Genomic DNA, 20,664 nt, shown 5'->3' on the forward strand with positions numbered 1-20,664 from the left:
CGATATCGGTGAACGGAAGGTGAACAGACCGCGCGGATCGGCACGGGCCCAGCCGGACGGGCGGACAGTTGTCGGTCGGGCACCGTGCGGACGTCGCCTCCAGCGGCGTGTGCGGTCAGGCGGACGGCCCGTAGGTCTCCACGGCGAGGATCCCCGCCTCCGGGTCGGACGCCGACAGGTGCACGACCGAGAACTCGGCGGGCGACAGCATCCCGGCGCGCGGCATGCGGCTCGCGCGGGGCGTCTCCGTGGCGAGCGCGATCTCGTGCAGGATCTCGGGCAGCACCGGGCTGTGGCTGCAGAGCACGGCGCTCCGCGCCTTCCGCACGCGCTTCGCGACGGTCTCCCGCACGGACCCGCCGTCGGTCTCGTAGGCGTCCTGGCTGATGCCCGTGTCCTCCTTCACCCGCCGGCCGAGCTCCTCGGCGAGCGGCGCGACCGTCTGCAGGCAGCGCTCCGCGGTGCTGCTCGTGATGACGCGCGGCCCGAACGCGGCGAGCGTCGGGACGATGGACCGCGCCTCGCCCTGGCCGCGCGCGCTGAGCGGGCGGGACGCGTCCGGCCCGTCCCACTCGTAGGGCTGCACGGCGTGGCCGTGCCGCAGCGCGATGAGCGCGAACGAGCGGTGCGACCCGGTCTCCACGAGTCCCGCGAACAGGTCGAGGATGTCGATCTCGCCCGGGTAGTCGAGGCGCTTGCGCGCGTTGGGGATCGACACCCACTCGATGCTCTCCACCTCGTGGTCCGGCTCGAAGCGGCCCGCCTCGACGACGGCCTCCGTGGCCTCGGCGGCCCAGTAGCTCACCGACTTGCGGCGCCCGCCCGAGATGCCGTACTCGATGGCGCCGAGCGGCACGCCGAGCGCGATCCGGAGGCCGGTCTCCTCGTGCACCTCGCGGACGGCGGTCTGCGGCAGCGTCTCACCGGGATCCACCTTGCCCTTGGGCAGCGACGTGTCGCGGCGGCGGGTGCGGTGGATGATGAGGACCCGGATCCGCCCCTCGACGACGCGCCAGACGACGGCGCCGGCGGCGAGGACGAAGGGGGCGCTTCTCACGCCCCCCACGCTAGCCGGGTCGGCGGCAGTCCGACCGCCCGGCGCAGCCGCGCTCAGCGGAGCACGCGGCGCTTGCGCTTGGCCACGATGCCCATGACCGCGGTCTGCAGGTCCTCCAGCGTCGTGCCGTCCTCGGCCTTGTTGCGGCGGGTCCACTCCCCGGCGGAGTCGAGCACCCACGCCGACGTCGTGTCGGCCATGGCGCGGTCGAAGAGGTCCTCGATCTCCTGCAGGTGCGGGGGATGGACGAGCCGGACGAGCGCCTCGACGCGGCGGTCGAGGTTGCGGTGCATCATGTCGGCGCTGCCGATGTACGTGGCCTGGTCGCCGCCGTTGACGAAGGAGAACACGCGCGAGTGCTCGAGGTACCGGCCGAGGATCGACCGCACCTCGATGTTCTCGCTGAGGCCCGGCTGACCCGGGGTGAGCGAGCAGATGCCGCGCACCCAGACCTGCACGGGCACGCCCGCGTTGCTCGCCCGGTAGAGCGCGTCGATGATCTTCTCGTCGACGATGGAGTTGACCTTGATCCGGATCCCGCTGGGCTTCCCGTCGAGGGCGTTCTGCGTCTCCACGGCGATGCGCTTCAGCAGGCCCTTCCGCAGGTGCAGCGGCGCGACGAGCAGGCGCTTGAACTTCTTCTCGATGCCGTAGCCCGACAGCTCGTTGAACAGCCGCGTGAGGTCCTTGCCCACGACGTCGTCCGCGGTGAGGAGCCCCAGGTCCTCGTAGATGCGGCTCGTCTTGGGGTTGTAGTTGCCCGTCCCGATGTGGCTGTAGTGCCGGAGCACTCCGCCCTTCTCCTGGCGGATCACGAGCGCGAGCTTGCAGTGGGTCTTCAGCCCCGCGACGCCGTAGACCACGTGCACGCCGGCCTTCTCGAGCTTGCGCGCCCAGGTGATGTTGGCCTGCTCGTCGAAGCGCGCCTTGATCTCCACCAGCGCGAGGACCTGCTTGCCCGCCTCGGCCGCGTCGATGAGCGCCTCCACGATGGGGCTGTCGCCGCTCGTGCGGTAGAGCGTCTGCTTGATGGCGAGGACGTGCGGATCCGCCGCGGCCTGCTCGAGGAACGCCTGCACGCTCGTGGTGAAGGACTCGTAGGGGTGGTGGAGCAGGATGTCCTGCTGCGCGATGGACCGGAAGATGTCGGCACGCGAGTTGTCCTCGCCGGGCTTCAGCGCGACCGCGGTCGTGGGCACGTTGTTCGGGTAGTGCAGCGCCGGCCGGTCGAGCTTGGCGAGGTCGAACAGGCCGCCCAGGTCGAGCGGGGAGGGGAGCGTGAACACCTCCTGCTCGGTGATGTCGAGCTCGCGCATGAGCAGGTCGAGCGTGACCGCGTCCATGTCGTCCGAGATCTCGAGGCGGATGGGCGGGCCGAACCGGCGCCGGAGCAGCTCCTTCTCGAGGGCCTGGATGAGGTTCTCGGTCTCGTCCTCCTCGATCTGCACGTCCTCGTTGCGCGTGACGCGGAAGACGTGGTGCTCGACGATCTCCATCCCGGGGAACAGCGTCTCGAGCTGGTTCGCGATGAGGTCCTCGAGGGCGATGAAGTCGATGGGCCCCGAGCGGGTGTCCGGCGTGAGCGGCATGAAGCGCGGCAGCATCTGCGGCACCTTGATGCGCGCGAACTCCTGGCGGTTCGTCTTGGGGTTCCGGATGCGCACCGAGAGGTTGAGCGACAGGCCGGAGATGTAGGGGAACGGGTGCGCCGGGTCGACCGCGAGCGGCATGAGCACGGGGAAGACCTGCTCGGAGAACAGCTCGTGCAGGCGGTCCTGCTGCGCCTCGTCGAGGGAGTCCCAGCGCACGATGCGGATGCCGTGCTCCTCGAGCGCCGGGCGGACGCTGTCGTTGAAGGCGGCCGCGTGGCGGACCTGGAGCCGGTACGCGGTCTCGTTGATGGCGGACAGCACCTCGGAGGGCGTCCGGCCGATGTTCGTGGGGACCGCGAGGCCCGTCGCGATGCGTCGCTTGAGGCCGGCGACGCGGACCATGAAGAACTCGTCGAGGTTGCTCGCGAAGATGGCGAGGAAGTTGGCGCGCTCGAGGACCGGCAGCTCCGGGTCCTCGGCGAGCTCCAGCACGCGGCGGTTGAAGGCCAGCCAGCTCAGCTCCCGGTCGAGGAAGCGCCCCTCGGGGAGGGTCCCGTCGTCCTCGAGGATCTCGTCCTCGTCGAAGTCGTCCAGGGATTCGGCGACCGCCTTGGCATCGCCGATGTACGTCTCGCTGTCCATCCGCCCATCATGGCATCGCGGTGCGCGGTCCGGCCTCCGGGAGGTGAACGCAGGGTGAACCGCACCGGGGGAGGCGCCGGGGAGGCGCGGGGATCAGGCGCGGCGGTACTGGACGTCGACGGCGGCGTCGACGAAGGCGGCCCGGCGGTAGAGCGCGAGGGCGTGCGCGTTGTCCGCCTCGACGTAGAGGTCGACCTCCTCGTGGCCCCGCTCGGCGAGCAGGTCGAGGCCGGCGGCGAGGAGGGCGGACCCGAGCCCGCGGGCGGCGCGGTCGGGATCCACGCCCAGCACGTAGACCTCCGCCTGCCCGTCCTCGACCTTGAGCCAGTGGAAGCCGGCCAGCCGCCCGTCCGCGTCCCGCGCGAGGAGCAGCGCCGCGGGATCGAACCAGGGCTCGGCGACGCGGTCGTCGAGGTCGGCGCGGGACATGCGGCCCTGCTCGGGGTGGTGGGCGAACGCGCGCGCGTTGAGCGCGACCCAGTCGTCGGCGTCGGCGGGGGCGAAGGAGGAGAGCGCGAGCCCCTCCGGCATCGGCCGCTCGCCGAGTCCGGCGCGCGCCTCGGCGACCGACGCGCGCAGCTGCAGGAGCTCCCGGGCGCGCGCGAGCCCGGCGGCCGAGGCCAGCGCGCGGGCCCCTGGGTGGTCGCCGTGGGCCCAGACCGAGACGGGCGCGCCGTCGGCCTCCGCGAGGACGGCGTCGAGGAGCGCGCGGCCGATGCCGCGGCGGCGGTGGTCGGGATCCACGACGAGCTCCGCCTCGATCCCGCCCTCGCCGCGGGCGGCGACGGCGGCGCCGGACGGACGGCCGTCGGGGGCGTGCGCGACGAGCGCCGCGGGACCGCCGTCGGCGCCGAGCGTCAGGCGCGTCTGCTCGTTGAACGGAGCCGGCCCGTCCGCCTGGCGCGCGCGGTCGGCGAGCGCGAGGATCGTCCCGGCGTCCTCGGGGGACGGGGCGATGCGGGTGACGCGACGCGCGTCAGGCTCCGACGGGGGCGGGAACGCGCTCACTGTCCTCCTCGTACACGTTGAAGCGGTAGCCGACGTTGCGCACCGTGCCGATGAGCGACTCGAGGTCGCCGAGCTTCGCCCGCAGGCGCCGCACGTGCACGTCGACCGTGCGCGTGCCGCCGAAGTAGTCGTACCCCCACACCTCGCTGAGCAGCTGCTCGCGCGTGAAGACGCGGGAGGGGTGGCTCGCGAAGAAGCGGAGGAGCTCGAACTCCTTGAAGGTGAGGTCGAGCGGCTTGCCGTGCACCTTGGCCGAGTAGCTGGCCTCGTCGATGACGACGCCGGAGGCCTGGATCTTGCTGCCCGTGCGCTCCTGGGCCGCGCGGCCGATGACGAGCCGCACGCGCGCGTCCACCTCGGCGGGGCCCGCGGAGTCGAGGATCACGTCGGTCGCGCCCCAGTCGGCGCTGACCGCCGTGAGGCCGCCCTCCGTGAGCACGAGGATGAGGGGCGTGCCGCCGCCCGTGGTGGTGAGGATCTTGCAGAGCGACTTGGCGCTGGCGAGGTCGCGGCGCGCGTCGACGAGCACGAGGTCGGCCGCGGGGGCGTTGACGAGGCTCGCCGCATCCGCCTGGATGTGCCGGGTGCGGTGGCTGAGGAGCCCGAGTGCCGGGAGCACGTCGGTGTCCGCGGACGAGGTCAGGATCAACAGCTGGGCCACAGGGATCCTCCATGGATGAATTGACCCCATGATACGTGGGGCAGGATTGGCGGGTGACCTCCCCCCTGCGCAGCCTCCTGCCCGTCTGGCTGGCCGCCGCCGTCGGCGCGGTCGCGGTCGCCGTCGCGGTGGGCCCCGAGGCCGCCCCGCGCTGGTTCCCCCTCGTGCTCGCCGTGTGCGTCGTCGGGACCTTCGTGATCCAGCTGGCGCTGCCCCGCAAGACCGGCTTCGTCGACCGCGCGGTCGGCAGCGTGGTGGGGGCCGTGCTCGTGCTCGCGGCGGCCACGGCCGTCGTGATGCTGCTGCCCCTCGCGGGCTGACCCGCCGCCCGGACGGGCCCCGCACGCCCGGCCCGCCCCGGCCGCCCGTGGGGTAGATTGAGGCCATGTCGTCGCTGCTTGCTCTGGAACTCCTCTTCACCGGACTGCTGGTCCTGGCGAGCCTCTCCATCGGCTGGGTGTCGCTCGTCGTGGTGTACAACCTCTTCCGCGGCCAGCGCTGACCGCGCGCCGCATGATCGAGATTCCCACGGGCCTCCCCGCCGAGCTCGTCCCCCTGTCCTGGCTCCTCGGCGTCTGGGAGGGCACCGGCGTCGTCGAGTACGCCGTGGGCGACGACCTGGTCCGCCGCGAGTTCGGGCAGCGCATCAGCTTCAGCCACGACGGCCTCCCGCACCTCAACTACTCCTCCTACGCGTGGGTCGAGGGCGAGGACGGTCCCGTCCCCTTCGTCACCGAGACCGGCTACTGGCGCCTGCGCCGCGGCGTCACCGATGGCGACCCCGGGCCGGCCATGCTGCCGCCCAGCGCCGAGCCCCCCTTCACGACGGCCGACGAGGTCGAGACGCTCCGCAACGCGGACGGCGGCTTCGACGTCGAGGTCGCCCTCGTCCACCCGGGCGGCGTGAGCGAGCTCTACGTCGGCCAGGTGAAGAGCGCGCGCATCGACCTCGCCACCGACGCGGTCCTGCGCACCGAGGGCGCCAAGGAGTACACGGGTGCCACGCGCCTCTACGGCCTCGTCGAGCGCGACCTCCTCTGGGCGTGGGACATCGCCGCCCTGGGCCAGCCGCTGCGCACGCACGCCTCCGGGCGGGTGTCGCATGTCGACTGACCCGGATCCCGTCATCCGCTCCCCGTTCCTCGACCTGCCCGGCGCCGTCGCCGCGGACGGCGCGGACTCCGGTGTGCCCGCGCACCTCGGGTCCCTCGTCGCCGAGCAGCGCGCGCTCGCCGCGGGCACGGCGATCGTCGACCTCTCCCACCGCGCGGTGCTCTCCGTGGCGGGCGAGGACCGGCTCACCTGGCTCGACTCCATCACCAGCCAGTCGCTCCGCGGCCTCGCGCCCGGTGATTCCGCCGAGACCCTCTTCCTCGACCAGAACGGCCGACTCGAGCACGCGGTCGGCGTGCTCGACGACGGCGTCACCACCTGGCTCCTCCTCGGCGCCGGCGACGCGGACGCCCTGCTCGCCTACCTGCAGCGCATGCGCTTCATGCTCCGGGTGGAGCCGGCCGACCGCACGGCCGAGCTCGCCGTGATCGGCACGCTGGGCGAGCCCGACCTCCCCGTCGCCGCGCCGGACGGCGTCCCGCTCGTGTGGCGCGACCCGTGGGCGCACGTCGTGCCCGGCGGCCACCAGTACGCGTCCGCGTCGCCGCATCCCGCCGAGGGCTGGTCCTGGAGCGAGCGCCTCGTGCCGAGGTCGGAGCTGCCCGGCCTCGCCGCGCGCGCCGCGGCCGGCGAGCTGCAGGTCGCGGGCGTCCTCGCGGCCGAGGCCCTGCGGATCGCCGCGTGGCGGCCGCGCTTCGCGACGGAGGTCGACGACCGCACCATCCCGCACGAGCTCGACTGGCTCCGCAGCGCCGTGCACCTCAGCAAGGGCTGCTACCGCGGCCAGGAGACGGTCGCCAAGGTGCACAACCTCGGCCGTCCCCCGCGCCGCCTCGTGCTGCTGCAGCTCGATGGCTCCGACGCGGTGCTGCCGGGCGCCGGATCCGAGGTGCGGCTCCCGGCCGGCGCCGAGGGCGCGCTCGGCGAGGTCGTCGGGTCGGTGACCTCGAGCGCGCTCCACCACGAGCTCGGCCCGATCGCCCTCGCCGTGGTGCGGCGGAACGTCGACCCCGCCGCGCAGCTCGAGGTCGTCGCCGACGACGTGCGGGTGCAGGCGGCGCAGGACGTCATCGTGCCCCACCGACGCCGGCCGCTCCGCCGACGTCCCCCGCCTGCCCCGGCTCGGTGCGGTCCGCCGCTGAGCGCGCGCGGCAGCGGTCGGCCCGTGCCGCCCGCACCCTGAGGCATCGCGCGGATCCGCGAGCCGCGCTCCTGCGGCTCTGGGGATCCGCGCCCGCCGCGCTGCAGATCGCCGTCGCGGCGACGGGCGGCTGGGCCTTCGCGCACCACGTGCTCGGTCACGACACCCCGCTGCTCGCGACGACCGTCACCATCACCAGCCTCGGCTTCGTCCGGGACGCCCGGCCCGTGCGCGTGCTCGAGACGGCGATCGGCATGACCGTCGGCATCACGCTGAGCGAGGTGCTGCTGCTCGGCATCGGGCGGGGCGCGTGGCAGCTGTTCGTCATCATCCTCGCCACGCTGCTCGTGGCGCGGCTGCTGTCGTCGAACGCCGCGTTCGCGGTGGCCGCGGGCGTGCAGGCCGTGCTCGTGGCGCTCCTGCCCGCGCCGCCGGGCGGCGTCTTCGTGCGCAGCGTCGACGGGCTCGTGGGCGGTGCGGTGGCGCTGCTCGCGACGGCGCTCATCCCGCGGGATCCGCGCCGGCAGGCCCTCCGCGAGGCGCGCCGCGTCTTCTCGGAGTGCTCCTACGCGCTGACCTCGCTCGTCACGGCGCTGCGCCTCGGGGACACGACGGCGGCCGACCGCGCGCTCGACCGGCTCCGGCGCACGCAGCCGCTCGTCGACGCGTGGAGCGCGGCCGCGGACTCGGCCCTGTCGATCGCGCGCATCTCGCCGTTCCTCCGCCGCCACCTCCCGGAGCTCCGCGCCCAGCGGCGGGTGCTCGACGGCATGGACCTCGCGGTGCGGAACCTCCGGGTGATCTCCCGCCGCATCGACTTCCTCGTCGTCGACGGGGTCCGGCGCCCGGTCCTCGCGGAGCTGCTCGCCACCGTGTCGAACGGTGTGAACCTGCTCGGGCAGAGCCTGTCGGACCCGTCGGCCGCGCCGCTCGCGCAGCAGAACCTCGTGCTGGTGGCCGTGCGCCTGGATCCGCGCGAGCTCATCCCCGGCGCCCCCGTCGGCGAGGTGATGCTCGTCATGCTGCTGCGGCCCCTGCTCGTCGACCTCCAGGTCGCGGCGGGCGTCGACGAGGCCGCGGCGCGCGCGGCGCTCCCCGCGGTCTAGGCCGGCGCCACCGCGGACCACGGCACGGTCAGCTCGCCGAGCCGCCACCGCGCGGGGCCGCCCTCGACGGGCACGCCCGCGTCGCGCATCCGCCGCACGGCCCCCAGCCACTGCTGGCGCGGGCCGTAGACGCCGAGCGGGGCGCTGAGGATCCAGCTCCGGTCGAGGAGCGCGAGCACCTCGTGCACGCGCTCGCCCGGGACGTTGCGGTGGATGAGCGCCTTCGGCAGCCGCTCCGCCACGATCGACGGCAGCTCGAGGCCGGTCAGCCGCAGCGAGATCGTCAGGCTCCGGGGTCCGTCGGCGCGGACGTCGATCCAGCTCGCGACGCGGCCGATCTCGTCGCACGTGCCCTCCACCACGGAGCCGCCGGGGGACAGCCGCGCCGCCATGCGCGCCCAGGCGGCCGGCACCTCCGCCTCGTCGTACTGCCGCAGCACGTTGAACGCGCGGATCACGGTCGCGCGCTCGCCGCCGGGAAGCGGCACCTCGAAGCCCCCGCGCGCGAACGACACGCGCTCCCGCGCCTCCGCGTCCGGCCACCCGGCGAGCTGCTCCCGGGCCCGCGCCACGCGCCCCGGCTCGATCTCGATGCCCACGACGCGCACGTCCGGCCGCGCCTCGCGCAGCCGCCGGTGCATCTCGAGCGCCGTGATCCCGCTGGCCCCGTAGCCGAGGTCGACCACGAGCGGCGCCTCCGCGGTGCGCAGGGAGTCGAGCGTGCGGATCCACCGGTCGACCCGCCGGAGGCGGTTCGTGTTGGTCGTCCCGCGCGTGACGGAGCCGACGGGGGAGGCGGCGCCCGGCATGGGTCCAGTCTCCCATCGCTCGGTAGGCTGGCGGCATGGCTGAACCCCGCACCCTCGTCCTGCTGCGTCACGGCAACAGCGACTGGAACCAGAAGAACCTGTTCACCGGATGGGTGGACGTCGAGCTGAGCGAGCAGGGCGTCGCCGAGGGCCAGCGCGCCGGCGAGCTCCTCGCCGAGTCCGGCATCCTCCCCGATGTGCTGCACACCTCCGTCCTCATCCGCGCCATCGACACCGCCAACATCGCGCTCAAGCGCGCCGGGCGCTCGTGGATCCCGGTGCAGCGGACGTGGCGCCTCAACGAGCGCCACTACGGCGCGCTCCAGGGCAAGGACAAGGCGCAGACCCTCGCCGAGTACGGCCCGGAGCAGTTCGCGACCTGGCGCCGCTCGTTCGACGTGCCGCCGCCCCCCATCGACGACGCCGACGAGTACTCGCAGTCCGGCGACCCGCGCTACGCCGACCTCGGCGACGACCTGCCCCGCACGGAGTGCCTCAAGGACGTCATCGAGCGGATGCTGCCCTACTGGGAGTCCGACATCCAGCCCGACCTCGCGTCCGGCCGCACGGTGCTCGTCACCGCCCACGGCAACTCGCTGCGCGCGCTCGTGAAGCACCTCGACGGCATCTCCGACGCCGACATCGCCGAGCTCAACATCCCCACCGGCATCCCGCTCGTCTACCGCCTCGACGAGGACTTCCGCCCCCTCGTCCCCGGCGGCGAGTACCTCGACCCCGAGGCCGCCGCGGCCGGCGCCGCCGCGGTCGCCGCGCAGGGCACCAAGAAGTAGGACCGCCCGCACCGACGACGAGAGCCCGCCCGGATGATCCGGTCGGGCTCTCGTCATGCGGGCCGGACGTGCGCCGGCGGTCGCGGATCAGGCGTCGGCCTGCACCCAGTCGCCGGTGGCGAGGTACTGCACGGTCTTCGCGATCGACACGGCGTGGTCGGCGAAGCGCTCGTGGTAGCGGCTGGCGAGCGTGGAGTCGACCGTGTCGACGGCCGCGCCCTTCCAGGTCTCGCCGAGCACCTTGTCGAAGACGCTGAGGTGCAGCTCGTCGATGCGGTCGTCGTCGTTGCGGATCTCCTCGGCGAGCTTCGGGTCCTCGGTGGTGAGGAGGTCCGTGAGCTTGCGGGCGATGGCGACGTCGAGCTGGCCGAGCTCGAGGAACGTGGGGCGGAGCGACTTCGGCACCACCTTGTCCGGGAAGCGGTAGCGCGACAGCTGCGCGATGTGCTCGGCGAGGTCGCCCATGCGCTCGAGCGAGGCGCTGATGCGGAGCGCGCTCACGACGATGCGGAGGTCGCGGGCCACGGGCTGCTGCCGGGCGAGGATGTTGATGGCCAGCTCGTCGAGGCTCGTGGCGAGCTCGTCGATGCGGCGGTCCTGCTCGATGACCGTCTCGGCGAGGCTGACGTTCGACTCGTTGAACGCCCGGGTCGCGTTCTCGATGGAGATGGCGACGAGCGCGGAGATCTCGATGAGACGCTCCTGGACCTCGTGGAGCTCCTGCTGGAACACTTCGCGCATGGGGACGTCCTTTCAGGCCGCCCCGCTGCAGGAGGGACGGGGTGGTTCTCGGGCACGGCGGACCCCGGGTGCCGGGTCCACATCACCCGACTCTGGTCATGCGAGGTTAACGCACGGTGCCGTCGAGCTGAATTCGCGGCTCCGGCCCCTGCCGCGAGCGCACCCGCGGCCGGATGGGCCCGACGCCGTCTCCTAGTGTGGGCGCATGGACACCGGTGCGTTGGTGCTCGTCTGCCTCCTCATCGGGTTGGTGGTCGGCGCGGGATTCGTGTGGCTGCTGCACCACGCGGCGGACCGCGGCGACCGTGCCGTCGAGATCACCAACCCGGTCGTGCCGGACGGCGTCGACCAGGTCCTCGAGGCCCTCGAGTCCGCCGGGATCGTGCTCGACCCCTCCAACAACGTGATGAAGGCGTCCCCCGGCGCCATCTCCTCCGGCCTCGTCTTCCACCAGGCCCTCGTGCACCCCGAGCTCGTCTCGATGGTCGACCGCGTGCGTCGATCCGGCGAGCCGATGGCGGAGGAGGTGTCGCTCGCGCGCGGGCCGTTCGGCGCCGCGGAGTTCCAGATGCACGTGCGGGTCGCCCGCCTCGGCACGCGGTACGTGCTCCTCCTCGCGCAGGACCGCACCGAGTCGCACCGGCTCGACCAGGTGCGGCGCGACTTCGTGGCGAACATCAGCCACGAGCTGAAGACCCCCATCGGCGCGGTGGGGCTGCTCGCGGAGGCGCTCGACTCGTGCGCCGACGACCCGGTGCAGGTGCGGCGCTTCGCGGCACGGCTGACGACGGAGTCGGCCCGGCTCGCGCGCATCACGCAGGAGATCATCGAGCTGTCGCGGCTGGAGGCGTCGAACGCGCTGGAGAAGGCGGAGCCCGTCGACGTCGACCACGTGATCAGCGTGGCGCTCGACCAGGTGCGGCTCGGCGCGGAGCTGCGCGGGATCGAGCTGGCGCGCGGCAAGCGCTCGCGCTCCACGGTCTACGGCGACGAGGCGCTCCTCGTGGTCGCGGTGCACAACCTGCTGAGCAACGCCGTGAACTACTCGCCGGACGGGTCGCGCGTCGGCATCGGCGTCATGGTCGACGACGGGGCCGTCGAGATCGTGGTCACCGACCAGGGCATCGGCATCCCCGAGGACGAGCAGGGCCGGATCTTCGAGCGCTTCTTCCGCGTCGACCAGGCCCGCGCGCGCGACACCGGCGGCACCGGGCTCGGGCTCAGCATCGTCAAGCACGTCGTGCAGAACCACGGCGGCGACGTGCGCGTCTGGTCCCGCCCCGGCCGCGGCTCGACCTTCACCATCCGCCTCCCCGAGGCATCGCAGATCCCGGCGCTCGCCGGTACGGACATCGGAGAACCCACGTGACACGCATCATGCTCGTCGAGGACGAGGCGTCGCTCAGCGAGCCGCTCGCCTTCCTGCTCCAGCGCGAGGGCTACGAGGTCGACGTCGTCGAGGACGGTCCGTCGGCCGTGGCGGCGTACGACCGGGACGGCGCGGACCTCATCCTGCTCGACCTCATGCTCCCGGGCCTGCCCGGCACCGAGGTGTGCCGGGAGATCCGCACGCGCTCGGCCGTCCCGATCATCATGCTGACCGCCAAGGACTCCGAGGTGGACATCGTCGTGGGGCTGGAGCTCGGCGCCGACGACTACGTCACGAAGCCGTACTCGACCCGGGAGCTGCTCGCCCGGATCCGCGCGGTGCTCCGCCGCCGCGTCGAGGTCGACGAGGAGCCCCTCAACGTGCTCGAGGTCGGCGCCGTGCGCATGGACGTCGAGCGCCACACGGTCGAGGTCGACGGGCGCGAGATCGCCATGCCGCTGAAGGAGTTCGAGCTGCTCGAGCTGCTGCTGCGGAACGCCGGGCGCGTGCTCACGCGCGGACAGCTCATCGACCGGGTCTGGGGCTCCGACTACTTCGGCGACACGAAGACGCTCGACGTGCACATCAAGCGGATCCGCTCGAAGATCGAGCGCGAGCCGTCCGACCCCGTGCTGCTCGTCACCGTGCGCGGGCTCGGCTACCGCTTCGAGGCGTAGGCGCGTCGCCGCCGGCCCGCCGGCTACGACGAAGGCCCCGTCCCTCCGGGGGCGGGGCCTTCCTCGTGCGGGCCGGGTCCGGCGCCGCGGTCAGTTCTGGTCGTCGTCGAGGCCCTGGTCCTCGTCGCTGGTGCCGGGCGTGGTCGTCACGGTCGTGTCGGGCGTGGAGCCCGTCTCGCCGGGGACGAGCTGCGTGTACGTCTCCTGGTCGCCGTTGAGGACGGGGACGTCCATCTCGACGCCCTCGGTGTCGCCGTACTGGATGTAGATCTTGGTCAGCGACCCCGGGGTCGGCTCGACGGAGTCGAAGACGATGCGCTGCGAGTCCTCGGCGCCGTACTTGGTGAGGCCGGGCGCCGCGGTGACGGTGCGGGTCTCGCGCTCGGCGCCGCCCTCGGTGAGCTCGTGCTGGAACGAGACGCGCTGGCTGTCGGTCGAGCCGTTGACGAGCGTGACGACGAGGCTGGCGCCCGCATCGGAGCCGCCCTCGGTGAGGAGGATGGCGTTGCGGACCTCGATCTCGCCGACCGTGGCGTCGAAGCCGTCGCTGGGGAAGTAGGAGATGCGCGTGGCCTGGGGCGTGATGAACGTGCACGACGACGTGCCGACCGCGATCAGGGCCGCGAGGACGATGGACGATGCGGTACGCGCTCTCACGGGACCCTCCGGTTGTTGCGCGGTCCGGCGCCGGGCGTCCGGGCGTCCGCGCGTGGATCAGCTGACCCGCTCAGCCTACGGGATCACGTGCCGGGCGACCGCCCGCGGGCGCCCGCGACCCGGCTGGTACCCTGGACCGCAGTCTGAGGAACGGGGAGTCCATGATCTTCGAGGTCGGCGAGACCGTCGTGTACCCGCATCACGGGGCGGCGACCATCATCGAGGTGAAGAAGCGCGTCATCCGCGGCGAGGAGAAGCTGTACCTCAAGCTCGACGTCAACCAGGGCGGGCTGCGGATCGAGGTCCCGGCGGAGAACGTCGACATGGTCGGCGTGCGCGACGTCATCGGGCGCGAGGGCGTCGAGCGGGTGTTCGGGGTGCTGCGCGCCGAGTTCACCGAGGAGCCCACCAACTGGTCGAGGCGCTACAAGGCGAACCTCGAGAAGCTCGCGTCGGGCGACGTGCTCAAGGTCGCCGAGGTCGTCCGCGACCTGTGGCGCCGCAACGAGGACCGCGGCCTGTCCGCCGGCGAGAAGAGCATGCTCCAGAAGGCGCGCGGCATCCTCGTGGGCGAGCTGGCCCTCGCGGAGAAGACCGACGAGGAGCACGCGTCGACGCTGCTCGACGAGGTCCTCGCCTCCTGACCCGCGGGCATCGCCCGTCCGGCCCGCCGGTAGCCTGACCGCATGAGCCACGACCCCGTCGTCCCGTCCGCCCGCGCGACCGACGACGGGGGCCCCGCCGGCCCCCGGCTCGGCGTCGTCGTGGTCGCGGCGGGCAGCGGCACGCGGCTGGGCGCGGGGATCCCGAAGGCGCTCGTCGAGGTCGGCGGCGCCACGCTGCTGGCCCGCTCCCTCCGCGCGGTCCTCGGCCTCGCCGAGGAGGCGCACGTCGTCGTCGTCGCGCCCGCCGCGCACGTGGCGGAGACCACCGCCGTGGTGGACGCGGTCGCCGGCGCGGCCCGCGGATCCGTCGCCGTGGTCGTCGGCGGGGCCACCCGGCAGGGATCAGTGCGGGCCGGCCTCGCGGCGCTCGCCGGATCCGTCGACGTCGTCCTCGTGCACGACGCCGCGCGGGCGCTGACCCCCACCTCCCTCTTCGCCTCCGTCGCACGGGCCGTGCGCGCCGAGGCCGCCGGCGTGGTGCCCGGCCTGCCCGTCACCGACACCGTCAAGCGCGTCGACGCCGCGGGGGAGTGCCTCGGCACGGTCGACCGCAGCGACCTCGTCGGCGTCCAGACCCCGCAGGGCTTCCCGCGCGGCCCGCTCGACGCGGCCTATGCCGCGGCGACCGCCGAGCACACCGACGACGCGGCGCTCTTCCAGGCCGCGGGCGGCGCGGTCCGCGTGATCCCCGGCGACGCGCTCGCGTTCAAGGTCACCACCGCATGGGACCTGCGGCGCGCGGAGGAGCTCGTCGCGCGGGCCGAGGGGAGCGGATCGGCGGCCTCCCGTCTCCGCTCCGGCATCGGCACCGACGTCCACGCGGTCGACGCGACCCAGCCGCTCTGGCTCGCGGGCCTGCACTGGCCGGGCGAGGCGGGGCTCGCCGGGCACAGCGACGGCGACGCGGTGAGCCACGCCATGTGCGACGCGCTCCTGTCGGCCGCGGGCCTCGGCGACATCGGCGGGATCTTCGGGACCGACGACCCCGAGCTCGACGGCGCGCACGGCGAGGTCTTCCTGCGCCGCACCGCGGAGCTCGTCCGCGGGGCCGGCTACGGCATCGTCAACGTCGCGGTCCAGGTCATGGCGGTGCGCCCCAAGCTGTCGCCGCGGCGGGCCGAGGCCGAGCGGATCCTCTCGGCCGCGGTCGGCGCGCCCGTCTCGCTCGCGGGCACCACGACCGACGGGCTCGGCTTCACGGGCCGCGGCGACGGCGTCGCGGCGGTCGCGACGGCCCTCGTCGAGCGCCTCTGACCGCGGCCCTCGGGGGCACGGGCCCCGGCCGCGCGGCCCGTCATCCGGTGAGGGCGCGGAGGCGCGCTGACTAGGATCTCTCTGTGACCCTGCGCCTCCATGACTCCCGGACGCAGTCCCTGCGGGACTTCGTGCCGCTCGTCGACGGCAGGGTCGGCATCTACGTCTGCGGTCCCACGGTCCAGTCGGCGCCGCACATCGGCCACCTCCGGAGCGCGCTCGCCTACGACCAGCTGCGCCGCTGGCTCGCGTATCGCGGGCTCGACGTCACGCTCGTCCGCAACGTCACCGACATCGACGACAAGGTCATCGACAACGCCCGGCGCGGCCAGGAGGCCGGCGGCACCGAGGAGTGGTGGGCGCTCGCGTACCGCGTCGAGCTCGAGTTCTCCCGCGCCTACGCCGCCCTCGGGATCCTCCCGCCCAGCTACGAGCCCCGCGCCACCGCGAGCGTCGGCGAGATGCAGGAGATCATCCGGCGCCTCGTCGACCGCGGCCACGCGTACCCGGCCGACGACGGGTCCGGCGACGTCTACTTCGACACCGCCTCCTGGCCCGAGTACGGCGAGCTCACGCGCCAGCGCGCCGCCGACATGGAGGCCGCCGCCGACGCGGATCCGCGCGCCAAGCGGGACGAGCGCGACTTCGCCCTCTGGAAGGGCGCGAAGCCCGGGGAGCCCGCGAGCGCGTCGTGGCCGTCGCCCTGGGGCGCCGGCCGTCCCGGCTGGCACATCGAGTGCTCCGCCATGTCCACGCGCTACCTCGGCGCCGAGTTCGACATCCACGGCGGCGGGCTCGACCTGCGCTTCCCGCACCACGAGAACGAGCTCGCCCAGTCCCGTGCGGCGGGGGATCCGTTCGCCCGCTACTGGCTGCACAACGGGCTCGTCTCCGTGGCCGGCCAGAAGATGAGCAAGTCGCTCGGGAACTCGCTGTTCGCCGCCGATCTGCTCGCCTCCGCGCGCCCGGTCGTCGTCCGCTACTTCCTCGGATCCGCGCACTACCGCTCCACCCTCGAGTTCCACGACGGCGCGCTCGCCGAGGCCGAGGCCGCGCTCGACCGCATCGAGACGTTCCTCGACCGCAGCGCCCGCCGCCTCGCCGGCACGCGCTTCCAGGCCCCCGCCCCCGATGGCGTCGGCCCGGCCCCCGTGCCCGCCGCCTTCGCGGAGGCGATGGACGACGACCTGAGCGTCCCGCAGGCGCTCGCCGTGCTCCACGACGCCGTCCGCGCGGGCAACGCCGCCCTCGACGCCGGCGACCTCCAGGAGGCCGCGGCCCAGCGTGCGGACGTCTCCGCGATGGTGGCCGTGCTCGGCATCGACCCGCTCGCTGACGAGTGGCGCACCGCGTCCGACCAGCCCGTGCGCCGTGCGCTGCAGGCGCTGGTCGAGCATCGGATCGCCGAGCGACAGACCGCGCGGGAGGCCAGGGACTTCGCCCTCGCCGACCGCATCAGACAGGAGCTGGCCGAGGCCGGCATCACGATAGAGGACTCGCCCGGCGGGTCGCATTGGAGCATCGATGGCGAATAAGCCCAGCCGATCAGGCGCGGTACGCAAGACCAAGAAGGGCCCGCTCAAGGGTTCCGGAGGGCAGGGCCGGCAGGCCCTCGAGGGCAAGAAGCCCACGCCGAAGGCCGAGGACCGCCCGTACCACCCCGCGGGCAAGCGGAAGGCCGCGAAGGACCGGTACGAGGCGGCATCCGCGGGCGCCAGTCGCGGCCGCGACGAGCGCCCCGAGCGCTCGGCACCGCCGCGCGCCCGCGCCACCGACCGCCCCGCGGCGGCCGACGCCCCGCGCGCCCGCCGCGCGAAGCAGCAGGACGAGTCCGAGGTCGTCACCGGCCGCAACTCGGTGGTCGAGGCGCTCCGCGCGAAGATCCCCGCGACCGCGCTCTACATCGCCTCGCGCATCGAGTACGACGACCGCGTCAAGGAGGTGCTGTCGCTCGCCACCGGGCGCGGGATCCCCGTCCTCGAGGTCATGCGCCCCGAGCTCGACCGCATCGCCGGCCACGACGCCGTGCACCAGGGCCTCGCGCTCAAGGTGCCGCCGTACGAGTACGCGGACGCGATCGAGCTGCTCGACAAGACCATCTCCCGCGGGCAGGTGCCGCTCATGGTCGCGCTCGACGGCATCACCGACCCGCGGAACCTCGGGGCCATCATCCGCTCGGTCGCCGCGTTCGGCGGGCACGGCGTGATCGTGCCGCAGCGCCGCTCGGTCGGCCTGACCGCCAGCGCGTGGAAGACGTCGGCCGGCGCCGCGGCGCGCACGCCCGTCGCCATGGCGTCGAACCTCACGCAGACGCTGAAGGCGCTCAAGCAGCGCGGCGTCTTCGTGGTCGGCCTCGACGGCGGCGGCGACATGTCGCTGCACGAGTTCACGCTCGCCGACCGCCCGATCGTGGTCGTCGTCGGATCCGAGGGCAAGGGCCTGTCGCGTCTCGTCACCGAGACGTGCGACACCATCGTCTCCATCCCGATCGGCGCCTCCACCGAGTCGCTCAACGCGGGCATCGCGGCGAGCGTCACGCTCTACGAGATCGGCAAGCTGCGCGCGGCGGCCCGCCGCAAGTAGCCCACCACGACGACGAGCCGGGACCCCGAGGGTCCCGGCTCGTCGTCGTCCCGGCGCTCGCGCCCCCGGATCAGACCTTCGTGCGCCAGTCCTCCGCGGCCTCGGCCTCGGTGATCGGCACGTCCGACTCGTCCTCGATCACGCCGATCGACTCGGTGGGCGGGTCGATGACGGTCGCCTCGTCGCGGCGGAACCGGAGGATGTCGTGCACGTACGCGGTGACGGCCTCGGCGAGCGGGATGTCCCGGCTGAGCTTCTGCGACATGTACCAGCGGTGCTCGAGGAGCTGGTGGAAGACCTCGGCCGGCTCGAGCTTGCCGCGGAGGTCCCGCGGGATCGCGCGCACGACGGGCTCGAAGACGCGGGCGAGCCACTCGTGCGCGACCATCTCCTCGTCGAGGTCCTGCTTGTCGAAGGTCGCGGTGTACGAGTCGAGGTCGTTGAGGAGGCGGCGGGCCTGGTTCTCCTGCGCGTCCACGCCCGTGAGGCGCAGCAGGCGGCGCTGGTGGTGGCCGGCGTCGACGACCTTGGGCTGGATCCGCACCTGCGACCCCTCGGCGGTCGTACGGATCGCGAGCTCCTCGATGTCGAACCCGAGGTCGTTGAGGCGGTCGACGCGCTCGTTGATGCGCCAGCGCTCCGACGTGGGGAACTCCTCGCGACCGGTGAGCTCCTTCCAGAGCGTGCGGTACTGGGCGACGATGCGCGTGCTGGTCTCGAGCGGGTCGAGACCCTCCTCGATGCGGCCGCCGGCCTCGAGGTCCATCAGCTCGCCGGCGATGTTGACGCGGGCGATCTCGAGGTCGTTCTCGCGCTGCCCGTTGGAGAGGCCGCCGTTGAAGAGCTTCCCGGTCTCCGCGTCCACGAGGTACGCGGCGAAGGCGCCGGCATCCCGGCGGAAGAGGGTGTTCGAGAGCGACACGTCGCCCCAGAAGAAGCCGATCATGTGCAGCCGCACCAGGAGCACGGCGAGGGCGTCGACGAGCCGCGTCGCCGTGTCGGGCCGCAGCTGCTGCGAGAACAGCGCCCGGTAGGGGAGCGAGAACTTGAGGTGCCGGGTGACGAGCACGGACTTCAGCGGGTCGCCGTCCTCGTCCGTGCGGTTCATGATCACGGCGACGGGCTCGACGCACGGGATCTCGAGCCGCTGGAGCGTCCGCAGCATGTCGTACTCGCCGCGCGCCATCTCGTCCGTCGTCTCCTTGATGGCGATGACGTAGCCGGACAGGTTCGCGAACCGCACGAGGTGGCGCGAGATGCCCTTCGGCAGCGTCGCGATCGCGGAGGAGGGCCACTCGTCGAGCGGCAGCTGCCAGGGCAGGTCGAGGAGCGCGGGATCGACCGTCGCCGAGGTGATGTTCAGGGATCCGGCCATGCTGCGACCCTACCCGACCGGGGAAACGGAGCTGCCGCGGCCCCGGCTCTCCGAGGGAGAGCGCAGGGACCGCGGCAGCGGACGTGCGGCGTCGGGCAGGATCAGCCCGCGGCGACCGGCGCGTTGAGGCGGAGGCCGCTCTCGGCGTCGAAGGCGTGCAGGTGGCCCGGCTGCGGCGTGATGAAGACGGTGTCGCCGGCGTTGGGGTGCAGGCGGCCGTCGACGCGCGCGACGAGGTCGGTGCGCTTGCCCTCGATGTCGGTGTGGCCGTAGAGGTAGCCGTCCGCGCCGAGCTCCTCGACGAGGTCGACCGTGACCGACAGGCCCTGGCCCTGCGTGGTGGACACGACGACGTCCTCGGGACGCACGCCGATGGTGACCGCGCCGCCCGTGGCGTGCGTGAGCACGTCGCGCTCGACCGGGACCACGGCGGAGCCGAACTGCACGCCGCCGTCGACGACGTTCGCGGTGAACAGGTTCATCGCGGGGGAGCCGATGAAGCCGGCGACGAAGACGTTCTGCGGCTTCTCGTAGAGGTCGCGGGGCGTGCCGACCTGCTGCAGGACGCCGTCCTTGAGGACCGCGATGCGGTCGCCCATGGTGAGGGCCTCGGTCTGGTCGTGCGTGACGTAGACCGTGGTGACGCCGAGGCGGCGCTGGAGCGACGCGATCTGCGTGCGGGTCTGGACGCGGAGCTTGGCGTCGAGGTTCGACAGCGGCTCGTCCATGAGGAACACCTGCGGCTGGCGCACGATCGCGCGGCCCATGGCGACGCGCTGGCGCTGGCCGCCCGAGAGGGCCTTGGGCTTCCGGCTGAGGTAGGGCTCGAGGTCGAGGAGCTTGGCGGCCTCGAGGACGCGGGTGGCGCGCTCGTCCTTGCCGACACCGGCGATCTTGAGCGCGAAGCCCATGTTCTCGGCCACCGTCATGTGGGGGTACAGCGCGTAGTTCTGGAAGACCATCGCGATGTCGCGGTCCTTCGGCGGCACGTCCGTGACGTTGCGGTCGCCGATGAAGATGTTGCCGTCGTTGACCTCCTCGAGGCCCGCGAGCATGCGGAGGGTGGTCGACTTGCCGCAGCCGGACGGGCCGACGAGGACGAGGAACTCGCCGTCGGCGACCTCGAGGTCGATGCCGTCGACCGCGGGGCGGGTCGAGCCCGGGTACAGGCGCGTGGCCTTGTCGAAAGTTACAGATGCCATTTCGGTGTTCTCCTTCACGGGCAGGTACGTGCCCGACGATCCGTGGTGATGGATGTGATGCTCATGGCTCATCGCTGTGGGCGACGATGACCACCCGATGAGTATTGCACGGGGCCATCCGGCCGCATACCCCGCCGTCGTGCGGATCGGCGGCCATTCCCCACCTGGGGGATGAGGGTCTCCGGCCTGTATCGTCACCTGCGGCGCCGTACCCGCGCCCG

19 protein-coding genes and 1 pseudogene are annotated in these 20,664 nt (G+C 73.1%); 11 read left to right on the forward strand and 9 right to left on the reverse strand.

Annotated elements, in window-relative coordinates; translation table 11 throughout:
* Nucleotides 1-115: 115 nt before the first annotated feature.
* From QFZ62_RS13045 to QFZ62_RS13060, 4 genes are all read right to left on the reverse strand, one after another.
* Nucleotides 116-1,057, reverse strand: coding sequence for an NUDIX domain-containing protein (locus QFZ62_RS13045; protein ID WP_373425959.1), 942 nt, complete (start codon nt 1,055-1,057; stop codon nt 116-118).
* A 53-nt stretch (nt 1,058-1,110) separates the two neighbouring features.
* On the reverse strand, nt 1,111-3,291 hold the full coding sequence (locus QFZ62_RS13050; RefSeq protein ID WP_307506454.1) for an RNA degradosome polyphosphate kinase: 2,181 nt from the start codon (nt 3,289-3,291) through the stop codon (nt 1,111-1,113).
* Between the two features lie 93 nt (nt 3,292-3,384).
* Nucleotides 3,385-4,299, reverse strand: a complete 915-nt coding sequence (gene mshD, locus QFZ62_RS13055) for a mycothiol synthase (protein ID WP_307506459.1) — start codon at nt 4,297-4,299, stop codon at nt 3,385-3,387.
* Complete coding sequence (locus tag QFZ62_RS13060; RefSeq protein WP_307506461.1) at nt 4,268-4,960, reverse strand: response regulator transcription factor; 693 nt, start codon at nt 4,958-4,960, stop codon at nt 4,268-4,270. Before QFZ62_RS13060 ends, mshD begins: the two co-directional genes overlap by 32 nt.
* A 53-nt stretch (nt 4,961-5,013) precedes the next feature.
* Here QFZ62_RS13060 and QFZ62_RS13065 point away from each other — a divergent pair, with 53 nt between their 5' ends.
* The 4 genes and pseudogenes from QFZ62_RS13065 to QFZ62_RS13080 all read left to right on the forward strand — a co-directional run bounded on the left by QFZ62_RS13065 (nt 5,014) and on the right by QFZ62_RS13080 (nt 8,320).
* Nucleotides 5,014-5,280 (forward strand): hypothetical protein, encoded by a 267-nt coding sequence (locus QFZ62_RS13065; RefSeq protein WP_307506463.1) that lies wholly within the window; start codon nt 5,014-5,016, stop codon nt 5,278-5,280.
* A 193-nt stretch (nt 5,281-5,473) separates the two neighbouring features.
* The gene (locus QFZ62_RS13070) at nt 5,474-6,073 is read left to right on the forward strand and encodes an FABP family protein (protein WP_307506466.1); all 600 of its coding nucleotides are present in this window, start codon (nt 5,474-5,476) and stop codon (nt 6,071-6,073) included.
* A pseudogene (locus QFZ62_RS13075) lies at nt 6,063-7,215 on the forward strand (folate-binding protein YgfZ). The gene QFZ62_RS13070 and the pseudogene QFZ62_RS13075 overlap by 11 nt, the downstream one beginning before the upstream one ends.
* Nucleotides 7,199-8,320 (forward strand): aromatic acid exporter family protein, encoded by a 1,122-nt coding sequence (locus QFZ62_RS13080; protein WP_307506469.1) that lies wholly within the window; start codon nt 7,199-7,201, stop codon nt 8,318-8,320. Before QFZ62_RS13075 ends, QFZ62_RS13080 begins: the two are co-directional and overlap by 17 nt.
* Here QFZ62_RS13080 and QFZ62_RS13085 read toward each other — a convergent pair.
* A complete protein-coding gene (locus QFZ62_RS13085; RefSeq protein WP_307506471.1) occupies nt 8,317-9,129 on the reverse strand; it encodes a class I SAM-dependent methyltransferase in 813 nt (270 codons plus the stop codon). The genes QFZ62_RS13080 and QFZ62_RS13085 overlap by 4 nt on opposite strands.
* A gap of 35 nt (nt 9,130-9,164) precedes the next feature.
* Here QFZ62_RS13085 and QFZ62_RS13090 point away from each other — a divergent pair, with 35 nt between their 5' ends.
* Nucleotides 9,165-9,920: a phosphoglyceromutase gene (locus tag QFZ62_RS13090; RefSeq protein ID WP_307506473.1), complete on the forward strand. Its 756-nt coding sequence runs from the start codon at nt 9,165-9,167 to the stop codon at nt 9,918-9,920.
* An 87-nt stretch (nt 9,921-10,007) separates the two neighbouring features.
* Here the strand turns inward: QFZ62_RS13090 and phoU are convergent, their stop codons facing one another.
* The gene (phoU, locus tag QFZ62_RS13095; RefSeq protein ID WP_012039182.1) at nt 10,008-10,661 is read right to left on the reverse strand and encodes a phosphate signaling complex protein PhoU; all 654 of its coding nucleotides are present in this window, start codon (nt 10,659-10,661) and stop codon (nt 10,008-10,010) included.
* A gap of 205 nt (nt 10,662-10,866) precedes the next feature.
* Between phoU and QFZ62_RS13100 the strand changes: the two genes are divergently transcribed.
* Both QFZ62_RS13100 and QFZ62_RS13105 read left to right on the forward strand, forming a co-directional pair.
* Nucleotides 10,867-12,030, forward strand: coding sequence for a cell wall metabolism sensor histidine kinase WalK (locus QFZ62_RS13100; protein ID WP_307506476.1), 1,164 nt, complete (start codon nt 10,867-10,869; stop codon nt 12,028-12,030).
* Nucleotides 12,027-12,707 carry a response regulator transcription factor gene (locus QFZ62_RS13105; protein WP_307506480.1) on the forward strand — a complete coding sequence of 227 codons (681 nt, stop codon included), beginning with the start codon at nt 12,027-12,029 and terminating at the stop codon, nt 12,705-12,707. Before QFZ62_RS13100 ends, QFZ62_RS13105 begins: the two co-directional genes overlap by 4 nt.
* Nucleotides 12,708-12,797: 90 nt before the next feature.
* On the opposite strand, the gene QFZ62_RS13110 is transcribed toward QFZ62_RS13105, so the two are convergent.
* Entirely contained in the window at nt 12,798-13,364 is a 567-nt protein-coding gene (locus tag QFZ62_RS13110; protein ID WP_307506484.1) for a hypothetical protein, read from the reverse strand.
* A 161-nt stretch (nt 13,365-13,525) separates the two neighbouring features.
* Between QFZ62_RS13110 and QFZ62_RS13115 the strand changes: the two genes are divergently transcribed.
* From QFZ62_RS13115 to rlmB, 4 genes are all read left to right on the forward strand, one after another.
* Entirely contained in the window at nt 13,526-14,008 is a 483-nt protein-coding gene (locus QFZ62_RS13115) for a CarD family transcriptional regulator (protein ID WP_307506486.1), read from the forward strand.
* 42 nt (nt 14,009-14,050) lie between these two features.
* On the forward strand, nt 14,051-15,283 hold the full coding sequence (gene ispD, locus QFZ62_RS13120) for a 2-C-methyl-D-erythritol 4-phosphate cytidylyltransferase (RefSeq protein WP_307506488.1): 1,233 nt from the start codon (nt 14,051-14,053) through the stop codon (nt 15,281-15,283).
* 83 nt (nt 15,284-15,366) lie between these two features.
* Nucleotides 15,367-16,818, forward strand: a complete 1,452-nt coding sequence (gene cysS / locus QFZ62_RS13125) for a cysteine--tRNA ligase (RefSeq protein ID WP_307506491.1) — start codon at nt 15,367-15,369, stop codon at nt 16,816-16,818.
* Nucleotides 16,808-17,866 (forward strand): 23S rRNA (guanosine(2251)-2'-O)-methyltransferase RlmB, encoded by a 1,059-nt coding sequence (gene rlmB, locus QFZ62_RS13130; protein ID WP_307506493.1) that lies wholly within the window; start codon nt 16,808-16,810, stop codon nt 17,864-17,866. The genes cysS and rlmB overlap by 11 nt, the downstream gene beginning before the upstream one ends.
* 70 nt (nt 17,867-17,936) lie before the next feature.
* On the opposite strand, the gene QFZ62_RS13135 is transcribed toward rlmB, so the two are convergent.
* Entirely contained in the window at nt 17,937-19,241 is a 1,305-nt protein-coding gene (locus QFZ62_RS13135; protein ID WP_307506496.1) for a DUF4032 domain-containing protein, read from the reverse strand.
* Nucleotides 19,242-19,342: 101 nt separating this feature from the next.
* Nucleotides 19,343-20,443 carry an ABC transporter ATP-binding protein gene (locus QFZ62_RS13140; RefSeq protein ID WP_307506499.1) on the reverse strand — a complete coding sequence of 367 codons (1,101 nt, stop codon included), beginning with the start codon at nt 20,441-20,443 and terminating at the stop codon, nt 19,343-19,345.
* Nucleotides 20,444-20,664 lie beyond the last annotated feature (221 nt).

It is taken from the genome of Clavibacter sp. B3I6 (genome assembly GCF_030816895.1).
GTDB lineage: Bacteria > Actinomycetota > Actinomycetes > Actinomycetales > Microbacteriaceae > Clavibacter.